Annotated in this window: 9 protein-coding genes; 6 read left to right on the top strand and 3 right to left on the bottom strand. The window is 60.6% G+C overall.

Translation table 11 applies throughout. The features are described from left to right. The 5 genes from IVA98_RS33695 to IVA98_RS33675 form a co-directional block, all read left to right on the top strand. On the top strand, nucleotides 1–219 hold a 219-nt coding region (locus tag IVA98_RS33695), incomplete at its 5' end, for a DUF736 domain-containing protein (RefSeq protein ID WP_247356614.1). Nucleotides 220–223: 4 nt separating this feature from the next. Further along, on the top strand, nucleotides 224–1,135 hold the full coding sequence (locus IVA98_RS33690; RefSeq protein ID WP_247356612.1) for a lytic transglycosylase domain-containing protein: 912 nt from the start codon (nucleotides 224–226) through the stop codon (nucleotides 1,133–1,135). Between the two features lie 567 nt (nucleotides 1,136–1,702). Continuing rightward, entirely contained in the window at nucleotides 1,703–3,442 is a 1,740-nt protein-coding gene (locus IVA98_RS33685; RefSeq protein WP_247356610.1) for a relaxase/mobilization nuclease domain-containing protein, read from the top strand. Nucleotides 3,443–3,483: 41 nt separating this feature from the next. Then, on the top strand, nucleotides 3,484–5,466 hold the full coding sequence (locus tag IVA98_RS33680) for a conjugal transfer protein TraG (RefSeq protein ID WP_247356608.1): 1,983 nt from the start codon (nucleotides 3,484–3,486) through the stop codon (nucleotides 5,464–5,466). Between the two features lie 7 nt (nucleotides 5,467–5,473). Beyond that, a complete protein-coding gene (locus tag IVA98_RS33675) occupies nucleotides 5,474–5,911 on the top strand; it encodes a CopG family transcriptional regulator (protein ID WP_247356606.1) in 438 nt (145 codons plus the stop codon). A 10-nt stretch (nucleotides 5,912–5,921) separates the two neighbouring features. On the opposite strand, the gene IVA98_RS33670 is transcribed toward IVA98_RS33675, so the two are convergent. Further along, nucleotides 5,922–6,392, bottom strand: coding sequence for a GNAT family N-acetyltransferase (locus IVA98_RS33670; RefSeq protein ID WP_247356604.1), 471 nt, complete (start codon nucleotides 6,390–6,392; stop codon nucleotides 5,922–5,924). 299 nt (nucleotides 6,393–6,691) lie between these two features. On the opposite strand from IVA98_RS33670, the gene IVA98_RS33665 reads away from it, so the two are divergent. Next, the gene (locus tag IVA98_RS33665; protein WP_247356602.1) at nucleotides 6,692–7,315 is read left to right on the top strand and encodes an NUDIX hydrolase; all 624 of its coding nucleotides are present in this window, start codon (nucleotides 6,692–6,694) and stop codon (nucleotides 7,313–7,315) included. Nucleotides 7,316–7,722: 407 nt separating this feature from the next. Here the strand turns inward: IVA98_RS33665 and IVA98_RS33660 are convergent, their stop codons facing one another. Together IVA98_RS33660 and IVA98_RS33655 are read right to left on the bottom strand one after the other, a co-directional pair. Next, a complete protein-coding gene (locus IVA98_RS33660) occupies nucleotides 7,723–11,361 on the bottom strand; it encodes a DEAD/DEAH box helicase (RefSeq protein ID WP_247356600.1) in 3,639 nt (1,212 codons plus the stop codon). An 8-nt stretch (nucleotides 11,362–11,369) separates the two neighbouring features. Continuing rightward, entirely contained in the window at nucleotides 11,370–12,164 is a 795-nt protein-coding gene (locus IVA98_RS33655; protein ID WP_346657757.1) for an aminotransferase, read from the bottom strand. Nucleotides 12,165–12,675: the final 511 nt, after the last annotated feature.

Raw genomic sequence — 12,675 nt, 5'->3', positions numbered from 1 at the left:
GCGCCCGACTACCGAATTCGGCTCGGCGATGGCGAAGGCCCGGAAATCGGCGCGGGCTGGAAGCGTACCGGCGAAAGGGCGGGCGACTATGTTTCGCTCGTCATCGACGATCCCACGCTTCCGCGGCCGATCCGCGCCAATCTCTTCCAGTCGAGCGACGACAAATCGATCTGGACGCTGAATTGGAATCGTCAGCCCCAGCGCGCCGAGCGGGACTGATCGCATGCAGGATCCCGTCACGCGTGCTGGCTGCAAGGCGCATCAAAGCTCCATCTCTTTGTTCGTGTCGTCTCCTCGCCTGATCCCCCTCAAGCATCAGTCGGCGGTCGCGCGCGGCCGTCAGCGGCGACCGCAGGTCGGCGCACGGAGCACGTCTTCGACGGCCACGAGCAACGCGGCTTGCTCACGTTTCGGCGGAGACCGAGCAGGCTTTGCCGTTATCCTGCTTGCCGGCCTGCTGGTGTTTGGTGGGCCGACGGCGGCGGCGCAGGCAGCACCAATCCAACGTCAACAGGTGAGCGAGCACTATGCCGCTCATGTCGCGGAAGCCGCGCAGCGCTTCGGCATTCCGGTGGACTGGATCCGTGCCGTCATGCGGATCGAAAGCGGTGGCGATCGGCGCGCGGTGTCACCCAAAGGCGCGCTCGGCTTGATGCAACTCATGCCCAAGACCTGGACGGAGCTGCGCGTGCGCTACGGCCTCGGACGCGATCCCTTCGATCCGCATGACAACATCTTTGCGGGCGCCGCTTTCCTTCGCGAGTTGCACGACCGCTACGGCTCGCCGGGATTCCTCGCGGCCTATAATGCTGGTCCAGGCCGCTATGAAGACTACCGCGACCGACATCGTCCGCTGCCCACCGAGACCGTCGCCTACGTCGCTGCCATCGTCCCTTTTGTCGATGTGGAGAGCACGCCAGGACCTCTCCTCGTCGCGGCCTCTTCTCGTTCATCCTGGACGCGGGCTCCGCTGTTTTTCACCCGCGCTGACGGACCGTCGTCCACGACACGAGCAGCATCCGATCGACCGACCACCGACAAGCCGGCTGCGGTTCCCGTGCACGATCTCTCAGCCATCGCGCCGCAGTCGAATGGCCTATTCGTCGCACTCTCGACAACGGGAGGATCGCGATGATTGCACGTTGTCATCAGCGTGAACACAAGGATCGACGCTCGCCCGGCTGCGTCCTTGCTGCGGAGGTCCGGCTATTGGTCGGGCGATGGCAGCTCACCACCGCCATCGGCCGCGAAGCGGAGGAGTGCGATAATAACGTGCTGATGGCATATGGGCGATGCCTTCGGCCCGCGCTCTACTCGTCGCTTCGCTCCTCACCGAGCCACCCTACGGGTGTCTCGGCCCTTCGGGTAACGATCGCTATCGCAAACGCCCGCAAACAGTGGGGACTTCGCAAGTCAACTGCCAGGTCACGGCGGCTCTTTCGCAATGAATCGGCCGCCAGCCGACGTGTTTTGTCGCAAATCGCCGCGAGTGCCGAAAGTCTGTTGGCTTGGAAGTTGAGCCCTGGGAACCAGCGACCGGAACGACGGCGAGATAAAAGGCCGCAATGTGCGGCTCGGTCGGTCGGTTGTTCTTGCTTTGCTTTTTTGCTGATCCGGCAATGTGTGCCTTCAGCGCGCAATGTGCGCCACACCATCAACTCGTTGCACGGATTCTCAATTTCGCACATTGCCGAGGCTGGCGATGGCTGAGGAGAAGGAATTTCAGCCACGGCCAGGCCGCATCCGCTCCTCGCGGAGCCAGCGGGCCAAGCCGTTCATCGCGCAGGCGCTTGCCGCCGCGCAGCGCGCTGGTGGCGGCGTGTCGCAAGCTGGCCGTCTCACGAGCCATCGTCACTCGCGCTTCGGCCGCGGCCGGGTCGCCAGTGAACGGGCAAACCGTCTGCTCACCGGCCGCTCGCGTCTGGTGACGATCAAGACTCGAGTCGTCCGTCATACGGCGCGCTCCGCGCCACTCGCCGCGCATCTCGGCTATCTCCGGCGCGAGGGCGTCACCCGGGACGGGGAAAAGGCCCATCTGTTCGGCCCGGAAACCGATGATGCGGATCCCAATGCCTTCGCGGAGCGCTGCGAGAATGACCGGCACCATTTCCGGTTCATCGTGTCGCCGGAAGACGCAGCCGATGTGGCCGATCTCAAAGGCTTTAGCCGCGAGCTGGTCAGCCAGATGGAGAGGGACCTCGGCACGAAGCTCGACTGGGTTGCCGTCGATCACTGGAATACCCAGCATCCGCACGTCCACATCCTCGTGCGCGGCATCGCCGAGGACGGCCAGGACCTCGTCATTTCCCGCGCCTACATCAAGGAGGGGATGCGGGCTCGCGCGCAGGACCTGGTCACTCAGGAACTTGGACTGCGCTCCGATCTCGACATCCGCCGCTCGCTCGAGCACCAGGTCGACGCTGAACGCTGGACACAGCTCGATCGTCAGCTCGTTCGCGACGGAGGTCGCCACGGGGTGATCGAACTTGCGCCCGATCCGTCGCAGCAGCCCGATCAGTTCCATGCGTTGAAGCTCGGCCGGCTGCGGCGCTTGGAGAGCCTGGGCCTTGCCCATCAACTCGGGTCAGGCCAATGGGTCATGGACGAGAGTGCCGAGACGATATTGCGCGAGCTCGGCGATCGCGGCGACATCATCAAGCGCATCCACCGCAGCCTGACCGAACGCGGCATCGAGCGCGGGACTGCGAGCTACGTACTGGCAGGCGAAAGCCTCGACGTTCCCGTCATCGGACGCCTCGTCGATCGCGGTCTCGATGACGAACTCAAGGGGACCGCCTATGCCGTCGTCGACGGCGTCGACGGCCGCACCCACCATATCAGGCTCCCCGATCTTGAGGCGGCCGGCGACAGCGCTACTAGCTCGATCGTCGAGCTTCGCAAATTCGACGACGCGCAAGGTCGGCGTCGCCTGGCGCTCGCCGTCCGCTCTGATCTCTCGATCGAAGCGCAGGTGACCGCAAGTGGCGCGACATGGCTCGACCGGCAGGCGGTCGCGCGCGATCCGGCGGCACTTGGCCAGGCCGGATTCGGCCCCGAGGTTCGGCAAGCTATGGAACGGCGGGCCGAGCAGCTCATCGAGCAAGGTCTCGCCGAGCGCCAGGTGCGTGGAGTGGTGTTCGCGAAGGACCTCATCGGTACGCTGCGCCGCCGAGAGTTAGAGGCTCTAGGTGAACAGCTCGCGGCCGAGACGGGTCAGCCATTCAATCCGGCGGCCGCCGGCGAATATGTCACCGGGACTTATCGGCAGCGCTTCGCGCTCGCCTCTGGCCGCTTCGCCATGATCGACGACGGTCTCGGCTTCCAGCTCGTGCCCTGGACGCCCTCACTCGAAAAGCAGCTCGGTCGCCACGTCTCCGGCGTCGCCCGCGATGACGGCGGTGTCGATTGGGGTTTTGGGCGCAGCCGAGGGCTCGGCCTGTGAATCATCCTCACGATCACCGACTTCAAGAAAGGGCGGCTGCCATGTCCGCGACCAAGATCCTCTGGGGCCAAGTCGTCACTGTTTTGGCGATCGTCCTGCTGACTTTCTGGGCCGCGACGGAATGGACGGCTTGGCGGCTCGGCTTCCAACCTCAACTCGGGCAACCCTGGTTCGAGTTGTTGCATTTTTCGTTCTACCTTCCGCCTGCCTTCTTCTGGTGGTGGTATGCCTACGACGCCTATGCGCCGCACGTCTTCATAGAGGGCGCCTATATCGCCGCATCCGGCGGCATCATCGCCGCGGTCGTCGCGATCGGCATGTCGGTCTGGCGCGCCCGCGAAGCCAAGAATGCCGAGACCTATGGCTCCGCACGGTGGGCTGAGACGAAGGAGATCGAGCACGCCGGCCTGCTCGGGCCCGACGGCGTGGTGCTCGGCCGGTTCGAGCGCGCCTATCTCCGCCATGATGGACCGGAGCATGTCCTCTGCTTTGCGCCGACCCGGAGCGGCAAGGGCGTTGGCCTTGTCATCCCGTCGCTCCTGACCTGGCCGGGATCTGCGATCGTCCACGACATTAAGGGCGAGAACTGGCAGCTCACCGCGGGCTTCCGCGCGCGGCATGGTCGCGTTCTTCTGTTCGACCCGACCAATGCGAAATCGTCAGCCTACAACCCGCTGCTCGAAGTCCGGCACGGCGAGTGGGAGGTGCGCGACGTCCAGAACATCGCCGACATCCTGGTCGACCCCGAAGGCAGCCTCGAGAAGCGGAACCACTGGGAGAAGACCAGTCACGCGCTCCTGGTCGGCGCGATTCTCCATGTCCTCTATGCCGAGGAGGACAAGACGCTCGCCGGCGTCGCCGCCTTCCTGTCCGATCCCAGGCGGCCGATCGAGTCGACGCTTGCTGCTATGATGCGGACGGCGCATCTCGGCGAGGCCGGCGTGCACCCCGTTGTCGCGTCCGCTGCGCGCGAGCTGTTGAACAAATCCGGCAACGAGCGCTCCGGAGTCCTGAGCACGGCGATGTCCTTCCTCGGTCTCTACCGCGATCCCGTGGTAGCGGAGGTCACGCGCCGCTGCGACTGGCGGATCACCGACATCGTCAGCGTAGACCGGGCGACCACGCTTTACCTCGTCGTGCCGCCATCCGATATCAACCGCACCAAGCCGCTGATCCGGCTGATTCTCAACCAGATCGGCCGCCGCCTGACCGAGGATCTGAAGACCAAGGCCGGCCGGCGGCGGCTCCTCCTGATGCTCGACGAATTCCCTGCGCTCGGTCGGCTCGACTTCTTTGAATCGGCGCTCGCGTTCATGGCCGGCTACGGCATTAAGAGTTTCCTGATCGCCCAGTCTCTGAACCAGATCGAGAAGGCCTACGGGCCAAACAACTCGATCCTTGACAACTGTCACGTCCGCGTCAGCTTCGCGACCAACGACGAAAGGACGGCCAAGCGGGTGTCCGACGCGCTGGGTATGGCGACCGAGATGAAGGCGATGAAGAACTATGCCGGCAGCCGGCTGGCGCCTTGGCTTGGTCACCTCATGGTGTCTCGGTCGGAGACCGCCCGCCCGCTGCTCACCCCCGGCGAGATGATGCAGCTCCCGCCGTCAGATGAGATCGTGATGATGTCAGGTCTTCATCCGATTCGCGCCAGGAAGGCGCGCTATTACGAGGATAAAAGGTTCCAAGAGCGCATCCTGGCGCCGCCGGTGCTGACCAAACCCAACGAGAGCCGGCCGGACGATTGGAGTTCACGACCACTCCCGCCGCAACCGACCACACCGCCGGTGTCAAGCGACGACGAGACAGACGTCGAGGATCCGAAGACCGCCGACCGCCGACGGCAACCGGAACTGGCTCGGGATAACGTAGAGAAGAAGGAACTCCTCGACAATGAGTTCGCGTCTGACTTTGTGGATGAGCTCGACGAAGATGCCCCGCGGATCAGGCGCATGAGCGAAATGATGCAGGGCGTCGCGCGCCAGGCATCGCTCGATCCCGGTGACGATCTCGGATTGTGAGGCAGCCATGACCGCACAGAAGAAGAAAGCTCAGATGTCGGTTTATCTCGATCCGGACGTCATGAGGACGCTATTGGCCTATGCCGCCCGGCGCGAGCAGTCGATGTCGCTCATCGCCGAAGCCGCGATCGCGTCCTTCCTGTCGCCGGATGCCGACGAGCGGCGGGAGGCCGCCATTGCCAAGCGGCTCGATCAAGTCGATCGCCGCATTGCGCGGCTCGAGCGCGACGTGGGAATCTCGGTCGAGACCTTGGCGTTGTTCGTCCGGTTCTGGCTCGCCACGACACCGCCGCTTCCAGAACCAGCTGCGAAGGCGGCGCGGGCGCAAGCGGGCGCGCGGTGGGACAATTTCGTCGCGGCACTTGGGCGACGGCTGAATCAAGGACCGAAGCTGCGACAAGAGATCCCGGAGGATATTCAGAAGGACGAGCAGGCGGAAGGATAGCCGTCGTGATTCACAGTTCCATGTGCACGATCTCGATCGGCTCGCCGCCCAGACCGTGAGAGAAATAGCCCCTCCGCAGGCTTCGGAACCCGTGCTTTCGGTAGAAAGCTTCAGCATTGATCGTCGCCTCGAGCCTCACTGGCCCGCTATGGCCCAATCGCGCTTGCTCGACTCCAATCTCGAGGAGACGGCGCCCGAGTCCGAGACCGGCGGCGTCAGGGAGTACAAATAGCCGAGTTATTTCACCGGGCTCGGCGTCGACAAATCCGACCACCGCATCGTCGCGCAAACACACGGTCATTCGTCCGCTGGCGATGAGTCCTTCATAGAAGGCCGGTGTACGCTCACCCATCCAATTCTCTATTTGATCTCGAGAATAGGATGATCCTGCAAGGCCGGAGATCGACGCTTTCGTTATGTTGAAGACCGCTTCCGCGTCTCCGGGGCAAGCGGCCCTGAAGGAAAAGTTGCCGTCAGTCATTAGAATGGCACTCCAGATACGCAATTTGCGGCATCGACTTTAGCAAAAACGGCGGCGGCAATAATAAGTCCTCTTGACTTGCTTCTCACTTTCAGAACGCGAAACCCCAGGTCGAAATACTGCAATTTTGTGTAGAAAAAGCAGGAATACTACGCTGAATTCCGACCGGCCATTCCAACGCAGATCAACTGCTGCAACAAGGCACTTCTGCCGGCGACCGTACTGCAAGAGACGGCATGTGCTTTCGTCTCGGGCCGCCGTTTGCTATGAGATCATTGGAATTGTGAAGGAGTGGCACCATGGAGCCTCAGTGGCTGGCGTATGGCAAGAGGTTGCAAGCTATCGCGTCAACCGGGCTGCATTTCGCACGAGATCAGTTCGATCGAGAACGATACGAGGAGATCGCTTCTATAGCCAATGGAATGCTCGCGACATTGGGAAATGTTCCCATCGAAAGGATAGAGGGGCTCATCTCTGATTTCGCGCGGGGCTACGCAACCCCGAAAGTTGATGTGCGCGGAGCAATTGTAGAAGAGAACAAAATTCTTCTGGTCCGCGAGAAGAGCGACGGTCTTTGGGCGTTGCCTGGTGGCTTTGCTGACGTTGGCCTCTCTGCCGCCCAAAACATCGAAAAGGAACTATACGAAGAGGCTGGATTGAAAGTGTCTGTTCGTCGTCTCTATGGGGTCCGGCACAAGGCCAACGGCTCATATTCGCTTGACGTCCGAGACTTTTACAAAATGTTCTTCCTTTGTGACCGGCTCTCAGGTGGCGAGGTGCGGCCGAGATTGGAGACGAGCGAGGCCATCTTTTTTCCAAAAGATCAGCTGCCTCCGCTGTCGCGAGGTAGAACAATCGAGAGTGACGTTGAAGCGGCGTTCGCATTCGCAGCTGACGCTAACAGACCCGCGTTCTTCGACTGAAAGCACGATCGACTTTCTTAGTGCGCTAATCTATTGGCGGGCCCAAATGGCTTTGTCGATTTGAAGGCCATTATCTCCGCGTGCAGGGCTTCTCTCGTAAGGCGGGTTGCGGGCGGATTTACTGTCGCTCAGATCATCGCAATCCGCCGCTACTGCATTATTGATGGCCGGGTCTCTAGGAATCTCAAACATCGTGCCTGCAATGGATTAACATCATCGCCTTCACAATCCAGCGCTCTCGGCCCATCTATCCCGACAGCAGACGTTGGATTTTCCGACTCCGGCAGGAGATCCCAAAGGAGGTCGAAGGTGTTTCAACCTTGTGTCCAACCAGAGTGAGAGTTCGAGAGCAAATAGGGCGTCGAAACAGAGGTCAACCGAGCTGCCAGCCCATTCGTCTCAGTGCTTTATCGAAAGCCTGCTCGAAAAATTGTGTTGACGGAAGCTCCGCCTCGCGTAGCGCGAAGCTCGTAGTCGCTTCGAACGGCACTATTGTCATAAGCGCCCGCGACGTCCTTGGATCTCGCGAGTTCAAAGCCCGCTGGGTCAAGCCAACTGACGTGTGCACCGTGCGGAACGGGTATCACACTGTATCGGTGCCTGGCGCCGTTAGTTCCGGTCAATTCGACGGGGACGGGAGCAAATGTTGTAGCGGCGCGCTCACGCCTAGGTAGGCTATTCTGCCATTCGAGAAAGAGCTGCGGATCGATGTAGTCGTCGGGTTCGATATCTACGTGGTTTGCGCGCAACCAAGATTCGAACTCTCCACGACGTTCGGCGGCGCGCTCTCGCGTGTGAGCTAGCGCCTGTGCGAGCGCATAGGCAACGAACGGATCGTGAGTACCCCACCGCAGCAGTTCGCGAGCCCAAAAACCGAACCACGGGAGCCCCGTGGTTGCACGCCAATCCGCCAGCGAAGGGACAGCGCGCGGATCGGCTGCGCCCGCGGACCAGGCTTGCGCGACGACCGCTCCCATAGCGACGCCCAATTTGAATTCGAGGTTGTCGGCTACAAAGCGCTGCCAACTCCGAAGCTGATCCGCATCAGGTCCACCAACATCGGGCGCTTGCAGCCACCATGCCAACACGGCTTGCCAGTTTGCGAGAAGTGCCTGGTCGCCGACGGTGGCGCGTACACGAAAGCCGAACCCGCGATCATTAGCGAGAAGCTCCCCGATTTGTTCGAATAGGCGCAGCCGGGTGTTGGGATCATCAACGCCATAGCTTAGAGCCGTTGCCATCAAATCCCGGATTTGCGGAGCAACATTCTCGAAACGTCGGCCAACGACAGGAGAGAAGCCATACTGATAAAGACGTCGACGTTCGTCCACGTCCGGGTAGACGGTCTCCACCACGGCGCGGCCGCGCCGTATCAACGCCTGCTCCATCCATTCTTCCTGGACTGCGGCAACAGCGGTAAACGTTCGCCGCCATATTTCAACGAGCTGCGCCTCGGCCTTGGCGCTGGTCATCTCCACTTCGTCGGCACGCGCGACCTCCTCGAGCGCCGCGAGCAACACCCCGTCAAGTTCATCAAGACTGTCTGCGAGGCGAGCACGCAGCCCGCTCGCTCCGGCGCCGGCATCAGGACTGATGTCCGGCGGAAGGGCCTGATCGAGCCAATCAAGGAATTGACCAGGCGTTAACCCAAGAACAGTGATTGCACGATCGCGAATTGCGCTGAGCAGCATGGCCAAAGGGCTTTCAACTGCATCAGCATCTTGTTCCTCGATCAGCAGTGCTGTTCGAAGTTGTTCATAGTCCGCCACAAGATCACGACGTTGCTTGCGCTGGACTTCCACGAAGCTGTTTGCAGTCGTGGAGATCTCGGTTGGGAGCGCCACAAGCGTCATACCTTCGATCCCTCGCGCCGCGCCGGGCCGTCCGGCTCGACCGGCGAGATTTCGGAACTCTGCGGTCGAAAGCGGCGTGATTATCTGTTGCTCTTTCTCTGCGTCCCAAGAGCGCCGCTTAAGTGAAGTCAGAAAAATTAAGTCGAACGGAAGATTCACTCCCTCTGTCAGAGTCGCGGTTGCGACCGTTATCGGGCAAATCCTCCGCTCGATCATTTCGGTCATCAGGCGTCGAAGTCGTTGCGGCATCTGGCCATGGCTCGTCGCGATCCCCCGATCAAGAAGCGCAAGCTCAAAGGAATCGACGCCGCAGTAGTCGATACAAGCCGCCCGCGCTTCGTCGTACCGCGTGCGGAGGTCCCCTTCAGGCGCTACGAAGCGCGGCGCTGCCGTCCATGTCGGAAGTTCCAGAGCTTCCTTGAACCAGCGCATCGTCTGCTCCGGTTCCTGAGCTACGGAGATAAGAATGCGTTGATCTTCCTCGACTAGGTGGAGAGCCGTCCAAAGTACGGTTAGACTATTGAAGCGATTGAGGATATTCCGCATGCTTGGCGGCAATTGCGGCATCTGCGCGATTTGAAGCCGGAGATAAACGGGTTGCTCCTCCCCACGCAGATACAACGGTCGGCCATTCATGATATCGAGCAGAATGCGGCATGGGCGATTCGGTCTCGTTTCCAAAATGCCGATAACCTGTCGAGTGCTTCGATAGCGCACGCCTACTGCCTCAGCGTCGGGTCTTCCCTCGATCCAACGTGCTACAGGTAGGGACGCGCCTCCCGCTACCGCAGTGAGCGCGATTCGGACGACGTCTGGTCGCTTTGCGAGAACGCGCGATATGAGGCTCTCCAGTCGCAGCGAGCGATTCCTATGCTCCGAAAAACTGATCCTCGTGTTCTCCCCACCATCCGGAACCACCTGGTGTGCCTCGTCGATGATCACAAGCCGCAAGCGTTCGAGCAAAAGGGGGCCAAGGTAGCGCATCAGCGCATCCGCCTTTTCCACCGTAACGATGAGCACGGTTGGTTGTTCACCGCTTAACCAATAATCCGTGACACCCCAGTCCGCGCCGCCATAGAGACCGGTGACGATCATCTCATCGCCGAGCTCGACGCGAAGCTTAGCCTCCACTTCACCGGCCAGGGCACGTGAGGGCACGAGGTACATTGCCAGCGGCGCGACGCCCTCGTGCCCACGCACAAGCAACTCTTTGACCAAGGCCATGTTCGCGACCAACGTTTTGCCGGAACCCGTTGGCGTGCAGAGGGCAAAGGAGCTGTCTCTCAACAGGCGCTCCAACCCCTGCAATTGCGAGGACCAGAGTATGCCGCGTCCCCGGCTGAATTGTCCCCGAGCGTATGCCAGGAGCTTCGAACGTCTGTCGGGGTTCAGGTTCGATAGCGCGGTGAGCGGGCGGTAAATGCTCGCGTTTCTGAAGCCATCTGCTACCTGTTTCAGTAGCCCCACGAGGAGCGACGCGTCGTCACTGAAAACACGCACGGCCATTCCATCGAGGGCGCTAAGCTTCTCCATCGCGCGGCCGCTGCGCTCCTCATCTCCGCGTCGTAGACTATCAGCCAAGAGCCCGAGGCAGCGCACAAGCTCGACGGTGAAATACCAAGGGACCCGATCGTCATCATCAAACGCATCAAGATCTGGCCTAGCCAGTCTTTCGGAAGCGTCTGGACTCGTCAGATCGCGATGCGACGCCCAAAATGTTGCCGTTCGTTCCAGAACGTTATCGAAGTCCGCGCGCAAGAAGGCAGCATACAGAGCGAGGCCATCGTTCTCGGTATTAACCTGTCCCAGAAGGCCTGAAGCCATCGCTGGGAGCCCGCCAAGCTGATAGGCTGCAGCAGCAAGTATTTCGATCGGAACAATGGCGCGAACGTTATCCGCTGCTCGCGTCAGCCACTCAAGGATTTCGCCCGTGCGGCGATAACAGGCGATGGCTCCCGACGAGGCTCGCCCTTCGACCTGCCGAAATATGTATGCTGCATGGAGTAAACGTCTCGCGTCGCGCAACTGACTCGCCGACTCCTGATGCGTCCACTGAATAGTAGGGACCTGCCAAGTCGACTGGAGACAGCGAACATAGGCCCTAGCCTGGGTGCGCGAGAGTTCGTTCTCCACGGCCAGTTGGCGTCGAAGGTCGTTGGCTAGCTCGAGCCGATCCGCATCAAATTTCGGCATAGCTCAACTTAAGTCCAAAGTGTGGAATACAGCCCATCGATCAGCAGTTCGCCATCACTCAAGATGAGCTCAACGACCTGCAGGTCATGAGGAGCAGTGTATTCGTTCGGCAGCTCCTCCCAGCCTACAAGTACTTGGCCAGCCTCCCTTCGGCGCGCGCCGTTACCGGCGATCAGGATGAGGTTGGTGCGTGGCAGTGGCCGTGGGTGATCGAGAATCAGAGCTTGGTCAAGTGACAAAATCGCCGCCGCACACCCATCCGGATCTCGCTGTTCCAAAAGCCTCTCCAATTGGCGCAAGCCATGCGGCACCGGAGTGTCTCGATTTATTTCGAACCAGATGCCCTTACCCGATCGAGCGCGCTTTCCGGTGTCAGGGTCTTTGATTAACTCACCTAGCATCAGCTCACTGAAGACACTATCGATGAGCTGGCGGCGCCACTTGGCCTCTCCAGCAATAAATCTCGATATCCGACCATCATCATCTAGAGCGACTCCGATAAAGTCGCTGCCGAATCGGCCGAACACTTCGCGTCGCCGCCGTCCGTCTCGAGCGAGTGAAAACAAGTAAGCCTCAACGTCGGCATGATACCGAAACAGAAAGATCGGCACCCGCCAATGGTGGCCGCCGACAAATGAATCACGGAAGGCCTCAGTGAGCATCCCGGCCATCACCTCGCCGAAAAGGCCGCGAAGCGCTTTTGGAGGGAGGCAGTGCGGATAGCATGCCTCCCCGCCGAGAGCGCCAGCGTCCGGGTGAAGGTCGATGCCGATTTGAGCGTGGAAGTATTCCCGCGCATCCATGTGAGCCGACTCGAAGTACGGTCTCAGCCGAGCGATCAGGTCGTCGTCAGTGTCGGCTTTCTGCTCGAGGAGAAGGTGGCCATAACGGCCCCGCACAGTGTCATAAGATTCGAGCCATTCGTCGATCGCTTCGTTCGGCGGCGGACAAGTATGCATCACTGTTAGAGACCTTAACCAAAAGCCGTAATGGGCAGAGAATGTCTAGGCTGAAACTACGCAGTTCGCCGTCTGATTTGGCCGTCGATCTCTCTCTGAGCGACCGAAAGCTGGCCTACAGAATCAGCGAGAAGTGCAGGACTAGGTTTGCCCATCTACTCTGAAAAATTGGTCAAATAGCAACGTGGCGTTGCATTCGGGTTATGCCATCGTATTCGATACAGCAAGTATTTTTTCTCTGCCCTACGCTGGGGTCCTACGACGGCTGAATACTTGTTGAACTAACCCATTTCCTACCTTTTCTATCCATCCCCGTCGGCGATCGCTTGTTGCGATTGGCCTTCGACGGGGAACG

Source organism: Bradyrhizobium sp. 160 (genome assembly GCF_023073735.1).
In the GTDB taxonomy this organism is placed as follows: Bacteria; Pseudomonadota; Alphaproteobacteria; order Rhizobiales; family Xanthobacteraceae; genus Bradyrhizobium.
This window is presented reverse-complemented; position numbering and strand designations above follow the sequence as displayed.

Excerpts from the sequence above, each read along its gene's own strand:
- IVA98_RS33690 (WP_247356612.1), top strand. The coding sequence starts at position 224 with ATGCAGGATCCCGTCACGCGTGCTGGCTGCAAGGCGCATCAAAGCTCC.
- IVA98_RS33655 (WP_346657757.1), bottom strand. The coding sequence starts at position 12,164 with ATGGATGCGCGGGAATACTTCCACGCTCAAATCGGCATCGACCTTCAC.
- IVA98_RS33680 (WP_247356608.1), top strand. The coding sequence starts at position 3,484 with ATGTCCGCGACCAAGATCCTCTGGGGCCAAGTCGTCACTGTTTTGGCG.
- IVA98_RS33665 (WP_247356602.1), top strand. The coding sequence starts at position 6,692 with ATGGAGCCTCAGTGGCTGGCGTATGGCAAGAGGTTGCAAGCTATCGCG.
- IVA98_RS33675 (WP_247356606.1), top strand. The coding sequence starts at position 5,474 with ATGACCGCACAGAAGAAGAAAGCTCAGATGTCGGTTTATCTCGATCCG.
- IVA98_RS33660 (WP_247356600.1), bottom strand. The coding sequence starts at position 11,361 with ATGCCGAAATTTGATGCGGATCGGCTCGAGCTAGCCAACGACCTTCGA.
- IVA98_RS33670 (WP_247356604.1), bottom strand. The coding sequence starts at position 6,392 with ATGACTGACGGCAACTTTTCCTTCAGGGCCGCTTGCCCCGGAGACGCG.
- IVA98_RS33685 (WP_247356610.1), top strand. The coding sequence starts at position 1,703 with ATGGCTGAGGAGAAGGAATTTCAGCCACGGCCAGGCCGCATCCGCTCC.